This window comes from Eisenbergiella massiliensis, from assembly GCF_003435485.1.
Window position 1 is genome coordinate 1 of record NZ_QVLV01000034.1, and the last position, 25,119, is coordinate 25,119.

The 25,119-nt window shown below is 48.7% G+C and carries 20 protein-coding genes; 15 read left to right on the plus strand and 5 right to left on the minus strand.

Annotation, left to right across the window (positions count from 1 at the left end; translation table 11 throughout):
- Positions 1–189 precede the first annotated feature (189 nt).
- The 7 genes from DXC51_RS26915 (at position 190) to DXC51_RS26945 (ending at position 6,741) form a co-directional block, all read left to right on the plus strand.
- Positions 190–1,548, plus strand: coding sequence for an MATE family efflux transporter (locus DXC51_RS26915; protein ID WP_021636271.1), 1,359 nt, complete (start codon positions 190–192; stop codon positions 1,546–1,548).
- 17 nt (positions 1,549–1,565) lie between these two features.
- A complete protein-coding gene (locus DXC51_RS26920) occupies positions 1,566–2,213 on the plus strand; it encodes a thiamine diphosphokinase (protein ID WP_021636272.1) in 648 nt (215 codons plus the stop codon).
- A gap of 395 nt (positions 2,214–2,608) precedes the next feature.
- Positions 2,609–3,133, plus strand: coding sequence for an RNA polymerase sigma factor (locus tag DXC51_RS26925; protein ID WP_035321872.1), 525 nt, complete (start codon positions 2,609–2,611; stop codon positions 3,131–3,133).
- Positions 3,130–3,954 carry a hypothetical protein gene (locus tag DXC51_RS26930; RefSeq protein ID WP_021636274.1) on the plus strand — a complete coding sequence of 275 codons (825 nt, stop codon included), beginning with the start codon at positions 3,130–3,132 and terminating at the stop codon, positions 3,952–3,954. Before DXC51_RS26925 ends, DXC51_RS26930 begins: the two co-directional genes overlap by 4 nt.
- The gene (locus tag DXC51_RS26935; protein WP_021636275.1) at positions 3,942–4,823 is read left to right on the plus strand and encodes an ABC transporter ATP-binding protein; all 882 of its coding nucleotides are present in this window, start codon (positions 3,942–3,944) and stop codon (positions 4,821–4,823) included. The genes DXC51_RS26930 and DXC51_RS26935 overlap by 13 nt, the downstream gene beginning before the upstream one ends.
- Positions 4,814–5,926 carry a hypothetical protein gene (locus tag DXC51_RS26940; protein WP_021636276.1) on the plus strand — a complete coding sequence of 371 codons (1,113 nt, stop codon included), beginning with the start codon at positions 4,814–4,816 and terminating at the stop codon, positions 5,924–5,926. The genes DXC51_RS26935 and DXC51_RS26940 overlap by 10 nt, the downstream gene beginning before the upstream one ends.
- Positions 5,923–6,741, plus strand: a complete 819-nt coding sequence (locus DXC51_RS26945; protein ID WP_021636277.1) for a hypothetical protein — start codon at positions 5,923–5,925, stop codon at positions 6,739–6,741. The genes DXC51_RS26940 and DXC51_RS26945 overlap by 4 nt, the downstream gene beginning before the upstream one ends.
- 206 nt (positions 6,742–6,947) lie before the next feature.
- Here DXC51_RS26945 and DXC51_RS26950 read toward each other — a convergent pair whose 3' ends face one another.
- Positions 6,948–7,646, minus strand: a complete 699-nt coding sequence (locus DXC51_RS26950) for a YitT family protein (RefSeq protein WP_051358372.1) — start codon at positions 7,644–7,646, stop codon at positions 6,948–6,950.
- Positions 7,647–8,081: 435 nt separating this feature from the next.
- Here DXC51_RS26950 and DXC51_RS26955 point away from each other — a divergent pair, with 435 nt between their 5' ends.
- Positions 8,082–8,930, plus strand: a complete 849-nt coding sequence (locus DXC51_RS26955; RefSeq protein ID WP_021636279.1) for a MerR family transcriptional regulator — start codon at positions 8,082–8,084, stop codon at positions 8,928–8,930.
- A gap of 24 nt (positions 8,931–8,954) precedes the next feature.
- Here the strand turns inward: DXC51_RS26955 and DXC51_RS26960 are convergent, their stop codons facing one another.
- The 4 genes from DXC51_RS26960 to DXC51_RS26980 all read right to left on the minus strand — a co-directional run bounded on the left by DXC51_RS26960 (position 8,955) and on the right by DXC51_RS26980 (position 15,536).
- Positions 8,955–9,755 carry a helix-turn-helix domain-containing protein gene (locus DXC51_RS26960; protein ID WP_021636280.1) on the minus strand — a complete coding sequence of 267 codons (801 nt, stop codon included), beginning with the start codon at positions 9,753–9,755 and terminating at the stop codon, positions 8,955–8,957.
- A gap of 236 nt (positions 9,756–9,991) precedes the next feature.
- Positions 9,992–11,770, minus strand: coding sequence for an ABC transporter ATP-binding protein (locus DXC51_RS26965; protein WP_021636282.1), 1,779 nt, complete (start codon positions 11,768–11,770; stop codon positions 9,992–9,994).
- A gap of 3 nt (positions 11,771–11,773) precedes the next feature.
- Entirely contained in the window at positions 11,774–13,519 is a 1,746-nt protein-coding gene (locus DXC51_RS26970) for an ABC transporter ATP-binding protein (protein ID WP_021636283.1), read from the minus strand.
- A gap of 847 nt (positions 13,520–14,366) precedes the next feature.
- Positions 14,367–15,536, minus strand: a complete 1,170-nt coding sequence (locus DXC51_RS26980) for a cation diffusion facilitator family transporter (RefSeq protein ID WP_021636286.1) — start codon at positions 15,534–15,536, stop codon at positions 14,367–14,369.
- A gap of 289 nt (positions 15,537–15,825) precedes the next feature.
- On the opposite strand from DXC51_RS26980, the gene gpmI reads away from it, so the two are divergent.
- From gpmI to DXC51_RS27015, 7 genes are all read left to right on the plus strand, one after another.
- Positions 15,826–17,367 (plus strand): 2,3-bisphosphoglycerate-independent phosphoglycerate mutase, encoded by a 1,542-nt coding sequence (gpmI, locus tag DXC51_RS26985; protein ID WP_035321874.1) that lies wholly within the window; start codon positions 15,826–15,828, stop codon positions 17,365–17,367.
- A 342-nt stretch (positions 17,368–17,709) separates the two neighbouring features.
- Positions 17,710–18,111, plus strand: coding sequence for a GntR family transcriptional regulator (locus DXC51_RS26990; RefSeq protein WP_117545797.1), 402 nt, complete (start codon positions 17,710–17,712; stop codon positions 18,109–18,111).
- Positions 18,104–19,009 (plus strand): ABC transporter ATP-binding protein, encoded by a 906-nt coding sequence (locus tag DXC51_RS26995; protein WP_021636291.1) that lies wholly within the window; start codon positions 18,104–18,106, stop codon positions 19,007–19,009. Before DXC51_RS26990 ends, DXC51_RS26995 begins: the two co-directional genes overlap by 8 nt.
- Positions 18,981–21,167, plus strand: a complete 2,187-nt coding sequence (locus tag DXC51_RS27000; protein ID WP_035321876.1) for a DUF6449 domain-containing protein — start codon at positions 18,981–18,983, stop codon at positions 21,165–21,167. Before DXC51_RS26995 ends, DXC51_RS27000 begins: the two co-directional genes overlap by 29 nt.
- Positions 21,168–21,337: 170 nt before the next feature.
- A complete protein-coding gene (gene eno / locus DXC51_RS27005; protein WP_021636294.1) occupies positions 21,338–22,642 on the plus strand; it encodes a phosphopyruvate hydratase in 1,305 nt (434 codons plus the stop codon).
- Between the two features lie 469 nt (positions 22,643–23,111).
- The gene (locus DXC51_RS27010) at positions 23,112–24,023 is read left to right on the plus strand and encodes an ABC transporter permease (protein WP_025490243.1); all 912 of its coding nucleotides are present in this window, start codon (positions 23,112–23,114) and stop codon (positions 24,021–24,023) included.
- A gap of 14 nt (positions 24,024–24,037) precedes the next feature.
- Positions 24,038–25,117: an ABC transporter permease gene (locus DXC51_RS27015; protein ID WP_021636297.1), complete on the plus strand. Its 1,080-nt coding sequence runs from the start codon at positions 24,038–24,040 to the stop codon at positions 25,115–25,117.
- Positions 25,118–25,119: the final 2 nt, after the last annotated feature.

Below are 25,119 nucleotides of genomic sequence, written 5' to 3' on the forward strand. Positions count from 1 at the left end.
CCCAAACCGGCATGGCGCCCAGGCGGAACACACGAACATCCGGCGGCAGAACCGTCCTCCCACAAGATTTTGCATAAATTCTTTTCAAGGGGACAAAAAGTTGTTACAATAGAGTGGTGTATATATTGTGCAGTAAAAAAAATGACAGGGAAAGGAAACGGCCTCCGGCTTTGAGACCGCAAAGGTAATATGGAAAAAAGAGTAAAAAGGAAATGGAACATGCTTGAGGATTCGCCGGGAATAACGCTGTTCCTGTTTGCGCTTCCCATGATTTTAGGCAACCTGTTCCAGCAGTTTTACAACATGGTGGACTCCATGATTGTAGGACAATTTGTAGGAGAGGATGCACTGGCGGCGGTTGGAGCTTCCTATGCGCTCACCAATGTATTCGTCATGATTGCAATCGGCGGGGGAATCGGAGCCTCCGTTATCACCTCCCAGTATCTGGGGGCCGGAGAAGACAGGAAGATGAAAACCTCCGTGTATACGGCGCTGCTTACCTTTCTGGCCATGGGAATTGTGTTGGGGGTATTCGGCTTCCTGATGAACCGGCAGATCCTCATATGGCTGAATACGCCGGAAAATATTCTGGCGGCGGCAGGAACCTATCTGGGAATTTATTTTCTGGGCATGCCTTTTTTGTTTATGTATAATATACTGTCTTCCATGTTCAATGCGCTGGGAGATTCCAGGACGCCGCTTTGCCTGCTGATTTTTTCCTCCGTGCTGAATGTGTTTCTGGATTTATGGTTTGTCATCGGGTTCGGGGCAGGTGTGGCGGGCGTCGCTGTTGCCACGGTAATCGCTCAGGGTACGGCCGCTGTCATTTCCTTCTGTCTGCTGATGCGCAGGCTGCATGGCTTTGCCGTGGAAGGAAAGGTGCGAAAGTACGACACGGCCATTCTGGGAGCTATGGTGAAAATAGCCATCCCCTCCATTTTGCAGCAGTCCATTGTATCCATCGGCATGCTGCTGGTGCAGTCCGTGGTGAATGGCTTTGGCTCCTCCGTTCTGGCCGGCTATGCGGCGGCGACAAGAATCGAATCCATCTGTATTGTGCCCATGATATCCACTGGAAATGCCGTATCCACTTTTACCGCGCAGAACATGGGCGCGGGAAAACCGGAGAGGGTACGCAAAGGCTACCGGGCGGCCTGCGCCATAGCAGGCGGTTTTGCCCTGCTGATATGCCTTATCCTGCTGTTCTTTGACAGACAGATAATTGGCACCTTTATGGATACCTCAAGCGGAGCGGTGGCATATGCCACAGGTACGGGGTATCTGTCCTTTATCAAGTTTTTCTTCATCTGTATCGGACTGAAGGCTGTTACCGACGGCGTGCTCAGGGGAGCGGGGGATGTGGTGGTGTTCACCCTTGCCAACCTGGTGAATCTTGGCATCCGGGTATCCGGCGCCTTCCTGCTGTCTCCCGTGCTTGGCGTGGCAGCCGTATGGTATGCCATCCCCGCGGGCTGGACGGTAAATTACCTGATTTCCCTGTGCAGATATCTGACAGGAAAATGGAGTAAAAAGAATTTGATTGTATAGAGAAAAGGAGAAGAGTTATGGCAGAAAGATGTGTAATTATCGGGGCGGGAGATTTAACCGTATCCGAAATACCTCTGCGTGAAGGGGATTATGTGATTGCGGCGGACGGGGGTTTCGCCTACTGCAGGTATCTGGAAATAGAACCGGATCTGGTTCTGGGGGATTTTGATTCCCTCGATGAAAATAATATGGAAGCCATTATGGAGATGCGCTCCAGAGAACCGGAAAAGGTCAGGGTGCTTCCGGTGAAGAAGGACGATACGGACATGCTGGCGGCCATCAAGGAGGGCCTGAAGCTGGGATATAAGGAATTCGTCATCTATGGCGGCCAGGGCGGAAGGCTGGCGCATACCATGGCAAATATCCAGTGCCTGAATTATCTGAAGGAAAAAGGAGCCAGAGGCTATCTGATGGACGGCGACGGCATGATCCTTGTGGCGAAGAATGAAACGGTCAGCTTCAAAAAGAACCTGGAAGGCCTTCTGTCCCTGTTTTCCCTGGGAGATAAGGCGGAAGGGGTCACCATCCGGAATATGAAATACCTGCTGGATAATGCCACGGTCACCAATGATTTCCCGATCGGCGTAAGCAATGAATTTATCGGCAAGGAGAGCAGCATTACCGTAGAAAACGGAACCCTGCTCATCATGATTACCTGGATTTAAAAAAATAAAAAAAGATGATTAAAAAAGCAGGAGAAATTTCTTCTGCTTTTTTAAAACCTTTTTCAGCAAAATCAGGTTATATCAGTGTAGCCATTTTTATGGTGGTTACAGTTTGGCCGCCGGCCTGACTGTAACTGCATCCGGCCATTAAAAAGCTATGCGGCGGGACGGATGCCTGCCGCCGTTACATATTCATGCAGTCTGTGCAGCGCCTGTACAGACACTTTAAATGCTGCATTTATTCCCGCGAGCAACGAGCCAAGTATCCATGCTTGCATGGATATTTGGCGACTGCCGCGAGGGTCAAATACCCCGCTTTTTGCAGCGAGGTCTTTGATTTTCGCTGCTGCCCGTTGCCTGCTGCGGGATATTTGAATTCACAAAGGGGCCTCTTCGTGGACGACAAAAAATGGATCAGGGAAATACATCAGGGAAATAATGAGCCGCTTGGACAGATTGCGGAAAAATACTATGACGATATCTACCGTTTCTGCTGCTATCAGACAGGAAATCCGGCGGATGCCTGCGACTGCGCCCAGGAAACGTTTATCAGGTTCATCCGTTACGTGGACAGTTACCGGGAGCGGAATCTGAAGGGCTATCTTTTGACTATCGCCGCCAATGTGTGCCGGGATTATTTTAAAAAGCTGTACCGGGACAGGGAACTGGAACAGGCGCAGCTGGCCCGGCCGGCCGGACAGGAACGGGATTTTACGGAAAACTGCGGGCAAAGCAGCCTGCTTCAGGCGCTTTCCCGCCTGCCCGGCGTACAAAGGGAGGCGCTGACCCTGTATTATTTTGATGAACTGAAAATCAGGGAAATCGCCCGGATAACGGGGACAAATACAGCTACGGTAAAGTCCAGGCTGCATCAGGGCAAACAAAAGCTGAAAAAAATATTGGAGGAGGAAAGCCAATGAAAAGGGACCGGGAATTAACAAGACTGTTCCGGCAGGAGCTTCCTGTGGATGTGCAGGGCAAAAAAAGGGCGCTGGAAGCGGTTGAAAAAAGCATACGGAGCAAAAGGCCGGTATTCATACCAACCTGGCAGCAGATTTTTTGTACGCAGCTTACCCTTTTTTCACGCGGTTACTGGTGTTTCCAGGCCTTTTGGCTGCTTCTTGGCGCATCTGCCGTCCTGTGGCTGGGAGATCTGACTGCTTATGGGTTAAACAGCCCGTTTTTTACGCCATCGGTTCCGGGCGGCCTGGTGGAACAGGGCAGTGTTTCCTATGTGGTGCTTCTGCCGGTTCTTTCCGCAATTATGGCATTGGCAGGGGCAGCCGGTTTTGCAGAGCTGGGGAAATGCTTTTCCTGCCATATGTGGGAGCTGGAACACAGCTGCTGTCTGGATTTAAGACAGCTTCTGGCGGTACGCATGGCGATTACGGGGCTGGTGGATCTTCTTCTGCTTGTCTGCTTCACAGCTGTTTCCCGGGGAAGGCTGCAGACAGGATTTTGGCAGACGGGAATCTATCTACTGACGCCTTTTGTGTACAATACGCTGCTGTACCTGACGGTATTCACCTTCACCAGAGGGAATAACCGTTTCCTACAGGCCTGCGTGCTTGCGGCGGCCTGCTGTATTTCCTTCCTTCCTGCCTGCATTCCGCATCTGTATGAAAAAACCATGCTTTGGCTGTGGGTTGCCGCACTTGCCGCAGCAGGAAGCCTTGTGGTGGCAGAGCTGTATTGCCTGGCCGGGAAATTAGAAAGAGGAGAAGAGTTATGCTGGAATTAAAGCTGGACGAGGTGACAAAAAAATATAAGGATAACATAGCGGTAAATCATATCAGCGCTGCGTTTACCCACGGGGTATACGGCCTTTTGGGGGCTAACGGCGCGGGAAAAACCACGCTCCTCAGACTGCTGTGCGATATATTAAGGCCGGATGAGGGAAAAATTTTATGCAATGGCAGACCGATAGATAAGCTGGGCGCCGGCTACCGGCGTTATATGGGCTACCTTCCCCAGGATTTTGGCTTTTATCCGGACTTTACGGCGGAGCGGTTTCTTATGTATATGGCGGCCCTCAAAGCGCTGCCTGTGTCGGAAGCAAAAAGGAAAACGCAGGAGCTGCTCGCCATGGTAGGTCTGGAAGAGAACAGCAAAAAAAAGATTAAAACGTTGTCCGGAGGCATGGTGCGGCGGCTGGGAATTGCCCAGGCCATGCTCAATGATCCGGAAATCCTGATTCTGGATGAGCCTACGTCAGGGCTGGACCCGAAAGAACGTATCCGTTTCAGGAACATTATCAGCGCTTTTTCCCGGGACAGGATCGTTATCCTTTCCACCCATATCGTGTCCGATGTGGAATATATCGCGGATGAAATCCTTCTTATGAAGGGCGGAAAGCTTCTGCAGCAGGGCAGTGTGGAGAATGTTGCCAGGCAGGTGCAGGGCTGGGTATGGGAGCTGGCCGCAGACAGGGAAGAGGCGGAAGCGCTGAACCGCCGCTATGCGGTGAGCAGCCTGAAAAACCAGGGGGATAAAACAGCCCTGCGCATTATTTCGGAAGACTGCCCTGCCCCGGAGGCGGTCAGTGTACCGCCGACGCTGGAGGATGTATACCTTTATTACTTCAGGGAGGAGGCGGACAAATGCTGCTGAAAATTGAACTGGAAAAGCTTTGCAGGAAACCTGCGCTCTGGACAGGCTTTCTCCTCTCCTTATTGGCGGGGCTGTATCTCATTAGGATTATGATGCCCGTGGTTTATACCGGAGAGGAGGAACTGCAGGGTATGGCCGCCGTACGCTATAACCGCAGCATTACTGCAGAATATGAAGGCTATTTGACGGACAGGAAGGCGGAAGAAATCATCGCCCGTTATGGTTTCGCGAAATATAATGACGATGGCGGCTGCGTCTACGGAAATTATCTGAACCGTTTTATTACGGAAAATATGACGGACTACAGATACAGTGAGAACAGGAAAAGCACAGTACTCTATTCCCTGCAGGATGAAAACGGCGGTTTTGGCAGAGCCTCCTACGCAGACCGGCTTTATTTTTCCTATGCCGAAGGGTGGGAAGGGTTAATGGAGGTATTGATGGGAACGGCCATCCTGTGGGGGATTACCATGGTGGTGGTATTGTCTAATGTATATTCCTCCGACAGAAGCCTGAAAACAGCATCCGTGATCCGCTCCAGTGCTGAAGGAAGAAGAAAAATGCCCTTTATGCGGCTGTTGGCGGGCTGGATCGTTGCTTTGGGAGGCTTTTTGCTGCTTGGAGGTTTTCTGTTTCTTGTGAATGGCATCGTCTATGGTTTTGAAGGCCTGCGGGCAAATGTGCTTTGTGCGGGAGCTGCGCCATATTTGTGTCCGGACTCCATAACTACAGGACAGTTCTGGGTGTCGGTATATCTTCCGCGCACAGTGCTGGGAGTAACGGTTCTTGTCTGTCTGACAGCCGGAGTATCGGCGTTATGCAGCTGGCCGCTGACGTCTCTTTGTGTTTCAGCCATCCTTTTTGTCTATCCCCTTATCAGCCGGATGCTGGTATTTAAGCTGGGTATTATCAGCTTCAGCCGTTTGTTTGCCCGTCTTCTGACTTTACCGAATGAAGGGCTGCCGCTGAATCTGATGATTCCTTCCTTTGATGGAGGAGCAGGTGGCGGCCGGATTTTTCCGGGCATTGCCGGAGCTGCTTTGTGTCTGGCAGGGCTTTGGATGCTTTGGCACGGCTGGTGCCGGAATGGAAAGAAGGGATGAGAATGCGGCTGTATCTTTTTGAACTGGAAAAACTGATAAGAAAACCATTTTATCTGACGGCAGCCGCGGGAAGCTTTTTATTTACCGTCATAGGCTGGCGGGTATATGCGGAGCAGGCGGATTTTCATGCGGGAGAAGCACAGGCTGTGATGCTTATGCTGATGGAGCTGCACGGCCTGTTTGCCGCAATGCTTATCATCATTTTTACCGCGCCTGTATTTGCCGGGGAATATAGCCTGAAGATGGAGGAACTGCTGCAGACCGCTGCGAATGGGATGGAAAAAACGGCCTGTGGAAAAGCCGCTGCCGTACTCACCCTTTCATTGTCCATTTTTGGGATTCTTCTGGGTTCGGATTATTTATTCATCCGCTGTGTCTGGGGAAAAGAAATCTGGAGAGCCGGTATGATGCGGCCTGCGGCCGAAGAACTGGATACTGTTCTGGCTGTCAGCTGCGGCCGGGCCTTTACTGCCTCATTTTTCCTGGGGATCTGCGCCGTAATTCTGCTTGCGGGAGCGGTGTACTGTCTGTCCGCTTTTTCACATACACCCTTCCAGTCCGCCGCAGGCGCGGGTATCGGTTATTTCGCCTGTCAGCTCCTGTATAACTGGGGGATCCGCGCGGGATTTTTGCCTGCGGCTTACCTGTTTTCCTTCAGCCCTGTGGTACTGGCAAGATTTCAGCTGTTCAGGAAACCGTGGGAGGGAAAATGGTTCGGCGGTTTTTACCTTTGGCTTGTGCCTGTGATAACAATCGTGTTGTGCGCCGTATTTTTTCTTTCAGGCCGCCGGAGGTTTCTCAGGAAGCCGGGGTGATTTTAGGATAGCTACTCTGATTCTCCGGAGGCCGGTTTGGTTTTGGGATAGTTGCACTGATTCTCCGGAAGCTGGTTTTATTTTCCGAGAGCCTGACCTGATTCTCCGGAAATCAATCTGATATCCAGGAATTGAGCTGATTTTCAGGGAACTGATCTTATTTTAGAAAAACGGCATAGATTTCAGGGTATCGGTTTCCGGGCAAATTAAGAATTTGCAGAGTCTTCAGCTTCGCCGATTGCCGTTTTTGCCCCTCGCAAGGCAGCAAGTCTTTTTTTCCAGTCTGCCAGGCTGAAGGTCTGCACGAAATCAATCAGCAGGGAAGAAATAGTAACAGTAATCAGGGAATAGGCGATGCGTCCCACCGGAATATAGGTCAGGGAAAGTATAAGCACAGTCAGATCCGTCGCCAGATAGGCCCGTGATATTTTACAGTGCGTCAGCTTGGAAATCACGAGAGCCAGCGCATCATCGCCGCCGCTGGACGCTTCCTGCCGCACCACGAGTCCCACGCCGATTCCCACAAAGCAGGCGCCGGCAATGGCAGCCAGCAGCGGTTTATCCGTCAGATCCGGAAGAAGGAAGGGAAGGCTTTCCCATACCTTCAGAAAAACTGCAAGACAGAAGGTGGCGGCGATGGAACGGATAAGAAATTCTTTCCCCAGATACCGGAAGCCGACGAGATAACACAGGGCATCCAGAATGGGGGATAAAAGGGAGGTGGGAATGGCAAACCAGTAATTAAGCAGCAAAATCATACCAAGGACGCCGCCCTCCGTAATATGGACCCTTTTATGAATATTCACCATACCGAAGGCCAGAATTGCAGTACCGGCCAGGATGGACAGTATCGTCTTCGGAGGAAAAATCTCTTTTCCCTGTCTCTTAAAATCATTCCAATTCATAGCTTTTAACTTCTTTAGTAACATTGTACGCAAAATAAAACCTCATTTCTGTAGTGCCGGGTTTCTTTCTCAGCGCCAGGTATACACAACGCCATACCTGACGCTGAGAAAGCGCCCGGAATTAAACTTTTATTAATTTTTTTACAACCGCATGTAAAATGATTATAAACTCTGGTATAATACTAAGGTCAACAACAAATCAGAAAAGTATTAATCGTATGGCAAATGCCGTGACACTCAGAATATTTCAAGACCAAATCATCCTAAGGCTCCAGAGTCTTTTAGATATAAAATATTTTATCGTGGGTTTGACAAGACAGAACTGCACATTCATTGCGTGAAGCGTATAGTATACGTTCGATTTGTCCTTGCCGCGGCAGATATCCGGGCTGAACCTGCGCCGCACGGATAAAAAACAGGAGAAAATGCAGAACCATGAAGGATTATTATACCATAAGCGAAATTTCCAAATTATATGGGATCGGCACGGATTCCCTCCGCTACTATGAGGAAGCCGGCGCGCTGGAGCCTAAAAGAGGTAAAAATAATTACCGCCTTTACCGCCTGAAGGATGTCTACCGCCTGAACATTATCAGAGACTTACTGCAGCTGGGCTTTTCCATGAAACAGGTGAAGACCTATCTGGACTGCCAGAATCTGGAGCATACACTGATTATGCTGGAGGATGAAAAAAAGAAAATACGGGAACAGGAAGAACGCCTGAAGCTGGCGGAGGAATCCATACGGAAGCGTATGGAGCATATAAACAGATACCGGGAAGCAAAAGAAGGAGAGTACCTGTTGAAAAAATTTCCGGACAGATACTGTCTGCAGCTCAATGAGGATTTTACCCGGGATGAAGAGGTGGATTTTGCAATTAAAAGGCTGCAGAAGCGCCATGAAGATAAAATAAGGAGCCTGGGCGACCAAAGCTTCGGAGCCAGCCTGTCGCCGGCGGATATCAAAAACGGAATCTATAATCTGTTCCATTCCGTATTTTTCATCCTGGAGGATGCCGAACCGGATAGCACAAGAACGCAAAACGCTGAAGATTTACGGGAAAACAGCGATATTCTTCTGCCGGCCGGCAGCTATCTGACCACCTTCTACCGCGGCCCCTACACACAATCGCCGCAGAAAATTAAAGCGCTTATGGAGGAAGCCGAGTCGAGAAGGTTTAAGATAACCGGGGATATCCTGGAGCTGTACCCGATTGACAACCGCTACACAACGCAGGCGGAAGAATTCGTAACGGAAATACAGATCCGTGTCGAAAAACAATAAAAAACTCATACAGGCCAGGCTGATTTATTTGCTCTCCAGAATGGATTGATGAAGCTGCACGAACAGCTCATCATATTTCAGGTGCTTTCCCTCAAACCTGGTTACCGTGGCATACAGGGAAAGCGGAATTTCCCTCCCTTCAAAGCAAATCGTTTCACCATTCCTTCCGGTAATTAGTTCAGCCAGCCTTCGTGCATAAGAAATATCCCTGCTGTTTGTCAGAAGCGCAAATTCATCCCCGCCAATGCGGAAAACAATATCATCTTCGGCAGCGAAGCTTTCCATCCTCCGTACAGCTTCCAGAATGGCCAGATCCCCGGCTTTGACAGAAATTTCATTTATGGGCACCAGCCCCTTTATATCACAGCAGATAAAATAGCAGTCCCTCCGTTCAAGGAATAAATCATAAAGTTCAGATATGTCTACAGGTTTTCTTTGTTTCATATACGCATCTCCTTTTTCAAACGGCTTTTGCAGACGCGGGAAGATATCGGTGAAACGGTTTCGGCTGCGAAAGGCGGTAGGTGAACATCCACGGCTTTGTTCAAAGGCTCTGGTGAATGCTTCATGAGACTGATAGCCATAGCTCAGGGCAATATCCAGTACGGATTTTTCAGGATTCTGTATCAGCTCTTTGGCAGCTTTGGTCATCCGCCTTTTAATTACATATTCCTTAACACTGCAGCCATAGACGCTGCGGAACAGCTTTTCCAGGCATGATTTTGAACAGAAGCAGTTTCTTGCCGCAGCCTCCGCAGTTATTGTTTCACAGAGATTTTCTTCCATATAAGCCAATGCATCTGCAAGCAGTTCCAAATTGTTCATAGAGGCCTCCTGATTTCTGGATTACGGTACCGTAAGCAACAGTCCGGATTCATCGGGATTGTTCTGCCTTAATCAAAGAATAGCATCTTTATGCCCAAAAAGCTTGATATTTTGGATATCTTATGCCGTTTCTTCACTTTGCGGCAAAAAATAACAGCCACAAACCCTCCGTCTTATGTATCATATCACGGAAGGCATTGCGGCTGCTTCAATAAAACAGGGTTTTTTAATATCTGTTAAACGACATTCTTAAACTGGCTCATATACAGCTGGTAATAAGCTCCCTTCATCGCCATAAGCTGCGCGGCGTTACCCTCTTCAACGATTGTTCCGTTGTCGATGACAAAGATCCGGTCCGCCTTCTGGATCGTGGAAAGACGGTGGGCGATAACAAAGGAGGTGCGGCCCTTTAACAGGCTTTCGATGCCGGACTGAACCAGCAGCTCTGTTTTTGTGTCAATGCTGGAGGTGGCTTCATCCAGTATCAGTATCCTGGGATCGGATACCATGGTGCGGGCGAAGGCCAGCAGCTGTTTCTGGCCGATGGACAGCCCGCCGCCGCGTTCACTGAGAACGGTATCGTAGCCATTATCCAGACGCATGATAAAATCGTGTGCATTTACCGCCTTGGCCGCAGCTATGATTTCCTCGTCCGTGGCGTCCAGTTTTCCGTATCGTATGTTATCCTTAATCGTTCCGGAGAACAGGAAATTATCCTGGGTCATAATACCCATTTGGTGCCGCAGGCTTTCAATGGAAACATCCCGGACATCATAGCCGTCAATGTATACATGCCCGTCCTGGATGTCATAAAATCGGCTGATCAGGTTGACTATTGTTGTTTTACCGGCGCCGGTAGGGCCTACCAGGGCAATGGTTTCTCCCGGTTTGATATGGAAGCTGACTTCGTTCAGCACCTTTACCGTGCCGTCATAGGAGAAGGATACCTTATCAAAATCCACTTTCCCCTGAATGGGAGGCAGCTCCTTTACGCCCTCCCTGTCCGTAATGGCGGAAGGGGTATCCATGATTTCAAAGACACGTTCCGCGCCGGCAATGTTTGTAATCATCTGATTGTAGAAATTACTCAGATTCATAATCGGATGCCAGAACATGGAAATGTAGGAGCCGAAGGCAATAAAGGTACCGATGGATACCTTATCCACGCCGATGATCAGAATTCCTGCAAAATACAGCGATACGGTGCCAAGTCCCCAGCAAAAATCAATTACGGAACCGATGGCATCATTTAAACGCACCGCATGGATAAAGGAATCCCGATGCTCCTTTGTCAGGCCACGGAAGGTATCCATAGTTTCCTCTTCCGCACCAAAGCTCTGGATAATCCGGATACCGGACAAATCCTCATGGACAAAAGCGTTAAGGTTGGAGGATTTTTTCCTGTGGATCTGCCATCTTTTGTGGGAACGCGTCTGGATATACCAGATACAGGCCGCCATCAGCGGAAGGCTGATTAAGGAAGCCGCCGCAAGTCCCGCATTTTTAATAAACATAATAGCCACCACCGCACAGATGGTAATGAAATCCGGAATCAGGGTGGTAACGCAGTTGGAGAGTACATCCTTCAGAGAATTGATATCCCCGATAATACGCGCCAGGATTTTTCCTGTAGGGCGGCTGTCAAAAAACTGGAAGTCAAGCGTCTGGATATGGGTATATAATTCCTGACGGATGGTTACCAGAATGCTGTTGCATACCTTTGCCATAACATACATACGAAGCTTTATGCCCAGAACCATCAGGATATTCAGAACGACTGCAAAAACGATAAGCCGTCCCAGCCCTCTGAAATTCCCTTTGGAAATATAGTCATCCACCGCTGATTCCATGATAAGCGGGTTCAACAGGTTTACAACCACGCAGAAGCCCATGATAAAAAGGACTCCGATAATCTGTTTTTTATATGCAAGCAGGTACTTGAAGAGACGCATGAGCGTGGCCATTTTCCCTACTTCTATTGTTTTTTCATCATCTTTAAATGAATTGAAGGGCATTTTTTACGCCTCCTTTCTTTCGTGGCCGTCGGTGCCCAGGGCGCCGTACTGTGCCTGCCATGTTTCATAATAAAGTCCCTTCTGTGCGAGCAGGCTTTCATGCGTGCCCCTCTCCTTGATGGAACCGTTTTCCAGAACAATAATTTCATCCGCATTGCGGACTGCGCTGATACGGTGTGCGATAATCAGCTTGGTGGTATCGGTAAGCTCCAGCAGAGCCTGCTGAATGGCATATTCGGTTTCCATATCCAGTGCGCTTGTGGAATCGTCCAGCACCAGAATGGGATTTTTCTTGGCGATGGCGCGCGCAATGCTGATACGCTGCTTCTGCCCGCCGGAAAGCCCTACGCCGCGTTCACCGATAACCGTATCATACTGTTCATCCAGTTTTTCAATAAAATCACTGGCCTGGGCACAGGAGGAAGCGCCGCGTATCGTCGATAAATCCACCAGGTTCCTTTTCCCGAGCTTTACATTTTCACTGATGGTATCCGAAAAAAGAAATACATCCTGCATGACAATGGAGATATTGCTTCGAAGCTGCTTTAAGGACATATCCCTTATGTTCACATCGTCCACATAGATAGAACCGTCCGTGGCATCGTAAAGACGCTGCAGAAGCTGGATGATGGAGGTTTTTCCCGCGCCGGTAGCGCCCATAATTCCTATGGTTCCGCCGGGTTTTACATGGAAGGAAATGTCATGAAGGATTTCATGTCCGTCCTCCTTATGAAAAGAGACGTTTTTAAACTCCACTTTTCCCTGAACGCCGGGAAGCATTTTGGGAACTTCCGGCTCAGTGATGGTAGGCTTTTCAGCATAAATCTTACGGATTTTCCGGTAGCTGCCCACGGCAGAGGAAAAGTCGTTGGAGAGCCAGCCCAGCATTTCCATGGGCCATACGATATTCATGGAATATTCCACGAAGGCGCTCAGACTGCCGATGGTGAGCCTGCCGTTGATAACAAGGCTTCCGCCGAAGAGCAGCACAATGAGCGGCAGCAGCTTGGTGATCAGTGAAAAATACGGATAGTATTTTACGAAAACCTTGGACTGACGCATATTCAGCTCGTAATAGCGGTTGTTGTGTGAAAGGAATTTGCCGATTTCGTATTTTTCCCGGGCAAAGGCCTTTACTGTCCGTACGCCGGCCAGGTTCTCTTCGGCCACCGTATTCAGGGCCGCGTTCTCCTCACTGATATCTTCGTAGATATCGCCCAGCCGGCGTTCCTCCAAAATGGCGATGGAACCGGTAATGAGCATGGCCAGGGTAGGAATCAGCGCCAGCTTCCAGTTCAGGCTGTACATGCAGAAAAGAACGATGGCGGTATGGAAAATAACCTCCAGAATCAGCATGCTCACGTAGCTGACCGCATTCCAGATCCGGTCGATATCATCCTTGACGCGGCTCATCAGCTCTCCGGTATTGGTTCTGTCAAAATAGTCTGCGCTCAGAGACTGGATATGGGCAAAGAGATCCTTTCTCATATCTGTGGCGATGAAAGAGCCGATCCGGTCGAAGGTAAATTCTTTGGTATAGCCGAATACGCATCGGCCCGCGCCCACCAGAAGGATGCCTCCCAGCAGATATTTCAGCCGGCTTAAGTCCCCGCCCACAATGACATCATCAATGATGTGCCTGGTAAGCTGAGGCGATACCATATCCAGTGATACGGCAATTACCATGGACAGGAAACCCAGCAGATAGCCGAATTTGTGTTCCAGTAAGTAGGTAGATAGTTTTTTCATGATTGTGTTAAGTCCCCCTTATGTAATTTTAGAGCTTTCCGCGCATCCGCCACAGGCAGGAGCTGTCATGCGCCCCCCCCTGTTTTTTGGCGGATGATGCAAAATAATCAGAGAAAAGAAAGAGGAAAGCGGTTTCACCGCTTTCCTGGCGTGGTTTAAGGCGGTAAAGCGGCCTCCGGAAGAATTGCCGGCCGGGCTGACCGGACATTTTTTCCATAAAAAAAACCACGCCAGAATTACCTGTCGTGGCTAATGCCGCTTTGGCTCCTTATGTATGGGAATACTGTCAGTTATATACAGAATCCGGAAACTTAAGAAGTGATTGTAGCATTATTATACCAGGAGGCAATTCCAAGTCTTTTCTCGTCATCAAGCAACGTCGCACTGATTGAATTACGTAATCTTCTGTTTCCGTTAGACATAAGTTTTACCTCCTTTTCTCTCAAATTTTTAACCGGTTACAGACTAAATATACCTTACCACCGGGCCGTGTGTTTTGTCAATCGTCTTTTTCAAAATGAAGAAAAGAAATGTAACGGTTGTTACTGTTCACTCAGTACTGTGCATTTACTGCACAGTACGTAAGAAAGTGATTCAAGAGTGCATACATCCCATCGCCGCAGGCGATTTTTAATGGATTTATGCAGTTACTGGTCACGGAGTGAACAGTAACTAACGGTTTGCAATAATTCTGTTATCTGAACCGTATAACGGTTCGGCCAGGCCTGCGGCGCAGCAGCTTGGGCCGTACGGATACGCAGCATAGCAGGCAGCCGGCCTGCGGCGCAGTGGTCCGTGGCGCAGCGATTATATAAGGCCGGATGCCAGCTGGCCGGGCCGGTATCGGTCAGATCGTATAATCTTTGTCAATATTAATGACAGCATAGTAGGAGGCGGATATGCTGTGGATTTTTTCTTCCATAAAACGGCTGATTTCCGCGTCGCTGAGCTGAAATTTAAAGGGAACCAGGATGTCAAATATAATATTGGTATGGGTAGGGCCCTTTACAATCCTGAAATCATGGAGATTCAGAGACTTGTCCAGTTCATGGAGGCAGCAGGTGACCTGCTTTTTCAGTTCCTGGGTCTCTTCATCGTCATTCATAACAGGATCCATATGTATTACCGCGTCACAGTGCAGCTCACGGTGCAGCTGACGTTCAATATTGTCGATGGTATCGTGCAGGTGGAGCATGTCTCCGGAGGCGGGCACTTCCGCATGCAGGGAAATCATGACCCGGCCCGGGCCGTAATCATGCACGATGAGATCATGGATGCCCAGCACCTGAGGATAGCTTTGCACAATGGATTCTATCTTTTCCACAAATTCCTTCTGAGGAGGCTGGCCGAGCAGGGGGCTGATGGTATCCTTTGCTGCGCTGAAGCCTGCGTAAAGGATGAAAATGCCCACCAGAAGACCACACCAGCCATCAATTTGAAGCCCTGTAAATTTACCGATGAGGGTTGCAATAAGGACAACGGAGGTGGAGAGCATATCGCTCAGGCTGTCGGCAGCGGTAGCCATCATGGCGGCGCTGTCGATTTTGCGGCCGGTGGAGCGGTTGTACAGATACATGTAAAGCTTGACCAGGATGGAGACAATCAGAATACCTGCCACCACTGGCGTACATTCCGTGGCTTCGGGATGCAGTATCTTGGACACGGAGGATTTGATCAGCTCCACACCCATCAGCAATATCAGCAGGGAAACGAGCAGCCCGGTCAGATATTCGATTCTGCCGTGGCCGAAGGGATGCTCCGTGTCCGGCTTCTGCCCGGCCATTTTGAACCCGATCAGGGTAATCAGCGAAGAACCTGCATCGGAAAGATTGTTGAAAGCATCCGCAGTGATAGCGATGGAATTGCTGATAAGGCCGGCCAGAAACTTACCGATAAAAAGAAGGATATTAAAACCGATTCCCACGCTTCCGCAAAGCACTCCATAGGACTGCCTGACAGAAGGGCTTTCCGTCTGTTCATAGTTTTTAATAAAATATCTGGCCAGCAGCTGTACCATGATGCAACCTCCTTGGAATTAAAATAAAGACTGAAAATATTATGCAGTATTCCCCTATTTTAACAGCTTCTGCAAAAAAAACAATCCCTGCTTTTGCTTTTCTGGCAGGAGCCGGGATAAACGCATCAAGGCTGGTTTCACCGGAAAAAACGTATTGCGCCCTTCAGGGAAAGCGTGTATAATTGCTAAGGAATAGGCCGGCGCGTCATCCGGCGCGGCCGCCTTGCTGGAACAGTTATGTTATCCGGAAGTGACATATATAGTTATAATGAAGAAAGAGGAGAAGAATATGAGCAAGAAACCGGTAGTATTAATGATTCTTGACGGCTATGGGCTGAATGAAAAGAAGGACGGCAATGCCGTGGCAGAAGCCAAAACTCCTGTAATGGACAAGCTGATGGCGGAATGCCCCTTTGTCAGGGGAAATGCCAGCGGCATGGCAGTCGGACTTCCTGACGGACAGATGGGCAATTCTGAGGTAGGCCATCTGAACATGGGCGCAGGCCGTATTGTATATCAGGAACTGACCAGAATTACCAAGGAAATCCAGGACGGAACCTTTTTTGAAAATCCTGCCCTGCTGGATGCTGTGGAAAACTGCAAAAAGAATGATTCCGCGCTGCATCTGTACGGCCTCGTGTCCGACGGCGGCGTCCACAGCCATATCACTCATATTTACGGGCTGCTGGAACTGGCGAAGAGGAATAATCTTTCCAAGGTTTATGTGCACTGCTTCCTTGACGGACGTGACACGCCCCCTTCAAGCGGAAAGGGCTATGTGGAGCAGCTGGAAGCAAAGATGAAGGAAATCGGCGTGGGCCAGGTGGCTTCCGTGATGGGCCGCTACTACGCAATGGACAGGGATAATAACTATGACCGTGTGAAGCTGGCTTACGATGCGCTGACCAAAGGGGAAGGCCTTACCGCTGAAAGCGGCCCCGCAGGCATCCAGGCTTCCTATGACAGAAATGAGACGGATGAATTCGTGAAGCCTACCGTGGTTGTAAAGGACGGCGCGCCGCTGGCAACCATTCAGGATAAGGACTCTGTTATATTCTTCAATTTCCGTCCCGACCGTGCAAGAGAAATCACCCATGTTTTCTGTGACGATGAATTCAAGGGCTTTGACAGACCGCACAGACCGGACGTTACCTATGTATGCTTTTCAGAATATGACCCCACAATCCCGAATAAGGAAGTGGCTTTCCATAAGGTGGATATTACAAATACCTTCGGCGAGTGGCTGGCAGACAACAATATGACCCAGGCCAGAATCGCTGAAACGGAGAAATATGCCCATGTTACCTTCTTCTTCAACGGCGGCGTGGAAGTTCCCAACAAAGGGGAGGAAAGAATCCTTGTGAATTCCCCCAAGGTTGCCACCTATGATCTCAAGCCGGAAATGAGCGCTTATGAAGTGTGTGACAAGCTGGTTGAGGCTATTAAGTCCGATAAATACGACGTTATTGTAATTAATTTTGCCAATCCGGATATGGTGGGACACACAGGTGTGGAAGCAGCAGCCATCAAAGCGGTGGAAGCAGTGGATGAATGTGTCGGCAAAGCGGTGGATGCGCTTAAGAGCGTGGACGGCGTAATGTTCATCTGCGCGGATCACGGCAATGCGGAGCAGCTGGTGGATTATCAGACCGGCGCGCCTTTTACCGCCCATACAACGAACCAGGTTCCCTTTATTCTTGTGAACTATGATCCTGCCTACACCCTGAAGGAGGGCGGCTGCCTGGCGGATATCGTTCCTACGCTGATTCAGATTATGGGGAAGGAACAGCCTGCGGAAATGACCGGAAAGTCCTTGCTCATTAAGAAATAAGAACCAAAGGAAGCAGGAATTTTATAAAGTTTATAAGATAAGAAGCGGGAAAACCATAATTTCCTGCCGGCAGATCTGTGAAAGAAATGGAGCTTTGCTTAGATATTAAGCAGAGCTCTTTTTCTGTAACATTTATGTAACAAATAATTGCATAATATGTCAAACTATGGTATATTAAGTGTATCAGAATGATTAGTACACTTGATACAGCATTCAATCCCGACAGCAGCAGCACAGACGGATGCGCCTGCGCATTAGCGCATGCTTGAAAATTGCTTTCCGGCTGCTGCTGCGAGGGTCAAATATCCCGCAGCGGAGTATTTGACTGCAGAAAGGAGTCCTATGATTATACTTGACTATAAAGATGCCAGGCCGATTTACGAGCAGGTTGTGGACAAGTTTCAGAAGCTCATTCTGATAGGAGCGTTGGAGCCGAATACGAAAATGCCGTCGGTACGGAGCCTGGCGGTGGAACTGTCAATCAATCCCAATACCATCCAGCGGGCCTATGCCGAGCTTGAAAGGGAAGGATTTATTTACACGGTAAAGGGCCGGGGGAATTTTGTCGCCTACGACGAAGGCCTGTTAAGTTACCGGAAGAAGGAAATATACAGTAAGCTGGACGAGCTTATCAGGGAAGCCGGTGAAATCGGCATCAGCAGAAGCGAGATGTCCGACTATGTGAAGGAAGGGCATGAAGCAGTGCTGCAGGGGGCAACCGGGGAGGGCTTTGGTTATGATTGAAATTAAAGATGTGACCAAGCGTTTTGACAAAATCAAAGCGGTGGATCATGTAAGTTTTTCCATCAGGGAAGAAAATGTGTTTGGGCTGATTGGAACCAATGGCGCAGGGAAAAGCACGATGCTGCGTATGCTGGCGGGCGTTCTGAAGCCGGACGGCGGTATGGTGCTTGTGGACGGCATGCAGGTCTATGATAATGTAAACGCAAAGAAATGCTTCTTTTTTATCGGGGACGAGCCTTATTTCTTTTCCACTGCCACCCCCCGGGATATGGAGAAGTATTACAGCAGCGTATTCCCCTCCTTCAGCAGGGAATCCTATTATCTGTACCTTGCCAACTTCGGCCTGGACAGCAGGCGGAAAATCAATACCTTTTCCAAAGGCATGAAAAAGCAGCTTGCCCTGATCTGCGGCGTCTGCTCCGGCACGAAATATCTGTTCTGCGATGAAACCTTTGACGGACTTGACCCGGTAATGCGCCAGGGTATAAAAAGTATTTTTGCCCAGGAAATGGAACGCAGGGGGCTGACTCCCGTGATTGCCTCCCATAATCTGAGGGAGCTGGAGGATATCTGCGATCATGTGGGGCTTCTCCACCACGGCGGCGTGCTCCTGTCCAAGGAACTGGAAGAGATGAAATGCAATATTCAGAAAATACAATGCGTCTTTTCTTCCGAGGAAGAAGCGAACAGGGTACTGGAAAAGTTTGATATTGTAAAAAAGGAAAAAAGAGGCTCTCTGTTTACGCTGACGGTAAGAGGAGGCAGAGACGAGATCATTGCGCAGTTTACGGCGGCGGAAACCTATTTTTATGAGGTGCTGCCTTTATCTCTGGAAGAAATTTTCATCAGTGAAACGGAGGTGACCGGGTATGATATCAAAAAGCTCCTTTTGGGCTAGTATGAGGGAGAATCTGAAAAGGCGGGGCTGGACGGTCCTTTTGTGTATGCTTGTTATGTTTCTGGTGCTGCCCGTGAGCCAGGCCATGGCTGTTTCCGTCAACCGCCAGAAGGTGGAGGCGGGAGGCAGCTACTATATGGCCGGCAGCAACGGCCGGGAGTGGGTGGCAGAGACCTTCATGAATGCCATAAGCTTTGACATACGCCTGGTTGCCGTTTTCGCAGCCTTTGCGGTGCTGTTTGCGATTCAGGGCTTTTCCTGGCTGTACAGCCGCAAGAAGACGGACATGTACATGAGTGTGCCTGTATCCTCCGGAAAGAGATACTTTACTATTTACCTGAATGGAATCGGTATTTTTGCAGGCTGCTATTTCTGCACGCTTCTTATGGTGCTTGCAGTGGGCGCGGCGCTGGGGGTCCTGTCGGGAAAAACTATACTGGTTGCCCTGGGTGCCTTTTTATGCAATATGATTTTTTTTGCAGCGGTCTATAACCTTTCTGTAATCGCTGTAATGATGACAGGAAATGTGCTTGTTACACTGCTTGCCTGCGGCTCCTTTTTCATGTATGAGTATATGCTCCGTTTCCTGTTGGACGGGATGCGTTCCGCTTTTTTCAGAACCTACTGTTCCTTTGCGGATGTTATGGATAAGTCATGGACATCGCCGATATTGACCTATTCCCTGGGACAATTCTCTGCAAACAGCTATTGCACCGGAGGGGGCAGCAGATATCTGCGGCTTTTTATGGAAGATCTGGCCCTGGTTGCCGTACAGGCAGTTGTATACGGCGTACTTGCCTATATTTTATACCGGAACAGGAAAGCGGAGGCTGCAGGGAAGTCCATGGCCTTTACCAGAAGCAAAAGTGTGGTGAAACTGCTGTTGATGATTCCGGTTACCCTTATGGCTGGACTGTGGTTCAGAGGGCTTTCCGGCGGAAGTATTTTTTTCACTGTTCTGGGAATGCTTATCGGACTGCTGCTTTGTCATGGGCTGATACAGATTATTTATGAGTTCGACATCCGTTCCGTGCTGATGAAAAAGTGGCATCTGTTTGTGGCAGGCGGCGCGGCAGCATTTATTTTCTGCTTCTTTTATTTTGATTTTTCAGGTTATGATACATATATTCCTGAGACCGAGGATATTGCCAGCGTGGCTTTTACCCTCCAGAATGATATTTATGGCTTTGTTAATTATGACAGATTATTCCAGAAGGATATCTACTATGTGAATCATGGGGAATATATGCTGGAACATATGGCTTCGGAGGATACGGATACCATAGAGGCGGTAAGGACTATCGTCCGGAAGGATCATGAAGCCAATCTGGATATGAGCGTATACCATAAAGATTATACGCTTGTATATATCCGCTATAATCTGACAAACGGTAAATCTGTCTGCAGGACTGCCGCGGTAAACCTGCGGGAAGTTCTTCCGGAAATGGATGCTGTTTTTGCGGACAGAGCCTATCAGCTCGCCCGCTACCAGATCAATGATCCCCTCATGATGGAAAATTCGGATCAGCTGTCGGCTGTTTACAGCAACGGTCTGGAAGAGGTAAATTATCTGGGGGATATGGGCCAGCTGCTCAGGGTCCTCAGTGATGAGCTGAATAAATACAGCTGTACCATGATGATGAACGAACTGCCGCTGGGCAGCCTGCGGATTAAATATCAGCTGCCGGGAGCGCCGGAAGAAATGTATTATTCCTGGAGCTATCCGATCTACCGGGAATTTGATGATATGCTTGCGCTTTTAAAGGAACAGGGAGCTTATGTGGAAGTTAGTGAAGACGGCATCTTCATCGATCCGGACAAGGTAGTCAGCATTACTGTTACCTGCTATAATCTGAAGGACAGCGATATCTCCTATTCGGCGGACGGAAGCCGTTCTGTCAGCTATTCCAATGAACAGGCTGTTACGGAAACCTTTACAGATCCGCAGGATATCAGGATGATAGCCCCCGCGCTGTATCCCGCCATGCTTATGGATATTTCAGGCGGATATATCACAGGGCGTCTCCAGGATGAAAATTATGATATCAGCGTGGTATTTAAACCCGGCGTGAAATACAATACACCGAATATCAGATTCATCCCTGTGCCGGAGAAATTTCCTGATTTCGTTATCGAAAAGACATCGCCCGCACAATAAGGCGCTGCCGAAAGCAAAATTTTTCTTATAAATTGCATACCGTAAGGTTAAAAATCCCTTTTTCGGAAAATACTATGTAGGATAGAAAAATCTGTCCGCATGGTTTGCCGGAAAAGGGATTTTTCCACTGATTTTAAAGCTGCCCTGCGGCAGCAGAAAGTGAGGAAGGTATGCATTTGTTTTTGGAGATTACTGATGTACGTGCGAGAGAAATTCTGGATTCCAGGGGAAATCCGACGGTTGAGGCGGAGGTGACTTTGGAAAATTCGGTTACCGGCAGGGCGGCGGTTCCTTCCGGCGCGTCCACTGGACAGTTTGAAGCGGTGGAGCTGCGTGACGGGGAGACCCGGTATTTCGGCCTGGGCGTGCAGAAAGCGGTGAAGAATGTGAATACAAAGCTGAGAGAAGCTCTGCTTGGAAAGAATGCCCTCTGCCAGCTTGAGATAGATCGTATCCTCATGGATGCCGATGGTACGGATAATAAAGGAAACCTGGGTGCAAACGCAACATTGGGAGTTTCCATGGCAGTGGCGAAAGCCGCGGCAAAAACACTTGAGCTTCCGCTGTATCAGTATCTGGGCGGGATACATGCAAGACAGCTGCCGGTTCCCATGATGAATATCCTCAATGGAGGCAAGCATGCAGACAATACGGTGGATCTGCAGGAATTCATGATAATGCCGGTTCAGGCCGATACCTTTGCCGATGGTCTTCGTGTTTGTGCGGAAATTTACCATAACCTGAAAAAAATATGTAAAGAGAGAGGCCTATCCACGGCAGTAGGAGATGAAGGCGGCTTTGCCCCCGATTTGGGAAGCTCATCCGACGTTCTTCGTTTGATTGTGGAATCCATAGAAGCAAGCGGCTATGCTCCCGGCCAGGATATCAAAATTGCAATCGATGCGGCGGCAAGCGAGCTGTATGATGAGAAAACAAAACGCTATTATTTCCCGGGAGAAAGCAGGATGAGCGGAAGCGAGGTCTACAGGGATTCGGAAGCCATGGTAGATTATTATGAGCAACTCATCCGTGAATTCCCGATTTTGTCCATAGAGGACGGGCTGTTTGAGGATGACTGGGATGGCTGGAAAATGCTCACTGAAAGACTGGGAGAGCAGGTTCAGCTGGTTGGAGATGATCTTTTTGTTACGAATACCAAACGGCTGGATGCGGGGATCAAACTGGGCGTTGCCAATGCGATACTGATAAAGGTGAATCAGATAGGCACGCTGTCCGAAGCCTTTGAAGCCATCAGCATGGCCCAGAAAAACGGCTACAAAACGATTATATCCCACAGATCGGGCGAAACGGAGGACACCACCATTGCAGACATCGCTGTTGCGGTGAATGCAGGGCAGATTAAGACAGGCGCGCCCTGCAGGACGGACCGGGTGGCAAAATATAATCAGCTGCTTCGCATTGAAGAAGAACTGGGCTGCGCCGCTTGTTATAAAGAACCTTTTAATAAAATCTGATTAGAATTGCTATATTAATAGAAGAAACAGGAGAAACGGGGCTGTATCCCAGGTGGATGCGCTCCGTTTTTTATTTGGCAAAAAAATAAAAAATTGCCTTAATTTGTACGATTGTGTAATAAATTTTTGGAAATTCACGTTTTGCCAGGGAAAATTCTTGCATCGAAGTTAGTATTGTGGTATATTTGAAAAGCTGGTATGATATAGATCTGTGTAATATTAGACAGATGATGTTACGACAGCAGCAGAAAATTCTGTGGGGTCCGCAGGATTTTAAATTGCAGGACGGCTGGTTTCCCAGGCGTCATTGTTTAGTGCCTGAGTGTCCGCACGAGAATAATACATGTGTTTCTGTGGAAGACACAACAGGCAAGAAGGTCAGTTTTTAAAAAAAACAGCCATTGCTGTCGCTGGACTGTATTACTCAGAAGGAACAATGGCCAGTACAAACAGAAAAGGAGTGTTTCAGTTGACAAAATACGTTGTAAAGAGAATCCTTCTCGCAATAGTAACCATACTGATTGTCTGCGGTATCACATTCTTTGCCATGAATGCGATCCCCGGAGGACCTTTCGATGGTGAGAAGGCAGTATCCCCGGAGGTTAAAGCAGCTCTGGAAAAAAGGTACAATCTGGATAAGCCCATACCTGAACAATTTGTGATCTATATGAACAACCTGCTTCACGGAGACTTTGGAATTTCCACCAAGACAGGCCGTGATATTAAGACTCTGATCTTCGAATCCTTCCGGGTTTCTGCAAAGCTTGGAGGAATGGCGATTCTGGTCGCTCTTGCGTTAGGTCTTGTTTTCGGCAGCCTTGCGGCTTTGACGAGAAATAAGCTTCCTGACCGTTTGATTATCTTTTTTTCAACCCTGTTTACGTCCCTGCCCAGCTTCGTGTTTGCCACGCTGCTGTTGCTGGTGTTCTGTGTCCAGCTGAAGTGGATACCGGTATGGGATGCCAATCATCAGAATTATATCCTTCCGGTCATTGCGCTGGCAGCATATCCAATGGCTTATATTACGCGTCTTACCAAGACCAGCATGCTTGACGTTATGGGACAGGATTATGTCCGTACGGCGAGAGCGAAAGGCGTTGCCCGCTGGAAGGTTATCTTTAAGCATACATTAAGAAATGCCCTGATTCCCGTTATCACTTATGTGGGACCGATGACGGCATCCATTCTGACAGGTTCCCTTGTTGTGGAGAAAATCTTCACCATCGGCGGACTCGGCGCGAAATTCGTAGACGGCATCACTAACCGTGATTATCCCATGATTATGGGTACGACCATTTTCCTGGCGGTACTGATGGTAACCATGAATTTAGTGACGGATATTGTCTACAAGCTTGTAGACCCCCGTATTAAACTTGATTAAGGAGGAGGCCAGTAATGGATAAAGTAAAAAATATAGATGAAATGCCGAAAAAGTCTCCTTTGAGCTTACAGATAGATTTAAAGAAATTTGAGAAAGCTACAGAGGAAGAGAAGAAGCAGCAGGATGTCATGAGCGAATCCGTTTCCTTCTTCCGTGACGGCATGCGTAAATTGATGAGGAATCCCCTTGCGGTAGGCAGTATTATCGTCCTTTTGCTTATCGTTGCAATGATTCTGATTGTACCACATGTAGTGCCGTATTCTTATTCCCAGATCATTTCCGTAAATGGCAAACGTGACAAGACCGCTTCCAATATGGCGCCTTTCCAGTATTCTGATAAGGAACAGGCCTATATCGCAGAAGGCGGAAAGGTGTTCCCTCATATTATGGGTACCGATGAAATGGGCCGTGACTACTTTGTACGTGTTGTTTATGGTACCAGGGTTTCACTGACGGTAGGTGTGTTTGCCGCGATTATTGTTCTGATAATAGGCGTGTTGTACGGAAGTATTTCCGGTTATTTCGGCGGCAAGACCGACCTTATTATGATGCGTATTGTAGATATTATATATTCCCTTCCGGATATGCTGATGGTAGTATTGCTTTCAGTCGTACTCCGTGAGGTGCTGAATGTGGATCAGTTCCCGGCGCTGCAGAAGATAGGTACGAATATGATTTCCTTGTTTATTGTATTCGGACTTCTGTACTGGACAGGTATGGCAAGACTTGTACGCGGGCAGATCCTGACAATCAAACAGAATGAATATGTTCTGGCAGCCAAGGTCAGCGGAGCAAAATCAGGCAGAATTATCCGCAAGCATATCCTGCCCAACTGCATCAGTGTTATCATTATTTCCGCAGCCCTGCAGATTCCGTCCGCAATTTTTACGGAGTCCTTCCTGAGCTTTATCGGTCTGGGCGTTCAGGCTCCCATGCCTTCTCTTGGTTCCCTGGCCAATGCGGCTAGAGCGGGTATCAGCGTATATCCTTACAAGCTGATTTTCCCGTCCTTGCTTATCTGTCTGATTACCCTGGCTTTCAACCTGCTGGGTGATGGTCTGCGTGATGCATTTGACCCGAGATTAAGGAGATAATA

What these genes read in the sequence shown, in the direction of transcription:
- DXC51_RS26915 (WP_021636271.1), top strand. Translation starts at nt 190, where the DNA reads ATGGAAAAAAGAGTAAAAAGGAAATGGAACATGCTTGAGGATTCGCCG.
- DXC51_RS26920 (WP_021636272.1), top strand. Translation starts at nt 1,566, where the DNA reads ATGGCAGAAAGATGTGTAATTATCGGGGCGGGAGATTTAACCGTATCC.
- DXC51_RS26930 (WP_021636274.1), top strand. Translation starts at nt 3,130, where the DNA reads ATGAAAAGGGACCGGGAATTAACAAGACTGTTCCGGCAGGAGCTTCCT.
- DXC51_RS26935 (WP_021636275.1), top strand. Translation starts at nt 3,942, where the DNA reads ATGCTGGAATTAAAGCTGGACGAGGTGACAAAAAAATATAAGGATAAC.
- DXC51_RS26940 (WP_021636276.1), top strand. Translation starts at nt 4,814, where the DNA reads ATGCTGCTGAAAATTGAACTGGAAAAGCTTTGCAGGAAACCTGCGCTC.
- DXC51_RS26945 (WP_021636277.1), top strand. Translation starts at nt 5,923, where the DNA reads ATGAGAATGCGGCTGTATCTTTTTGAACTGGAAAAACTGATAAGAAAA.
- DXC51_RS26950 (WP_051358372.1), bottom strand. Translation starts at nt 7,646, where the DNA reads ATGAATTGGAATGATTTTAAGAGACAGGGAAAAGAGATTTTTCCTCCG.
- DXC51_RS26955 (WP_021636279.1), top strand. Translation starts at nt 8,082, where the DNA reads ATGAAGGATTATTATACCATAAGCGAAATTTCCAAATTATATGGGATC.
- DXC51_RS26960 (WP_021636280.1), bottom strand. Translation starts at nt 9,755, where the DNA reads ATGAACAATTTGGAACTGCTTGCAGATGCATTGGCTTATATGGAAGAA.
- DXC51_RS26965 (WP_021636282.1), bottom strand. Translation starts at nt 11,770, where the DNA reads ATGCCCTTCAATTCATTTAAAGATGATGAAAAAACAATAGAAGTAGGG.
- DXC51_RS26970 (WP_021636283.1), bottom strand. Translation starts at nt 13,519, where the DNA reads ATGAAAAAACTATCTACCTACTTACTGGAACACAAATTCGGCTATCTG.
- DXC51_RS26980 (WP_021636286.1), bottom strand. Translation starts at nt 15,536, where the DNA reads ATGGTACAGCTGCTGGCCAGATATTTTATTAAAAACTATGAACAGACG.
- gpmI (WP_035321874.1), top strand. Translation starts at nt 15,826, where the DNA reads ATGAGCAAGAAACCGGTAGTATTAATGATTCTTGACGGCTATGGGCTG.
- DXC51_RS26990 (WP_117545797.1), top strand. Translation starts at nt 17,710, where the DNA reads ATGATTATACTTGACTATAAAGATGCCAGGCCGATTTACGAGCAGGTT.
- DXC51_RS26995 (WP_021636291.1), top strand. Translation starts at nt 18,104, where the DNA reads ATGATTGAAATTAAAGATGTGACCAAGCGTTTTGACAAAATCAAAGCG.
- DXC51_RS27000 (WP_035321876.1), top strand. Translation starts at nt 18,981, where the DNA reads ATGATATCAAAAAGCTCCTTTTGGGCTAGTATGAGGGAGAATCTGAAA.
- eno (WP_021636294.1), top strand. Translation starts at nt 21,338, where the DNA reads ATGCATTTGTTTTTGGAGATTACTGATGTACGTGCGAGAGAAATTCTG.
- DXC51_RS27015 (WP_021636297.1), top strand. Translation starts at nt 24,038, where the DNA reads ATGGATAAAGTAAAAAATATAGATGAAATGCCGAAAAAGTCTCCTTTG.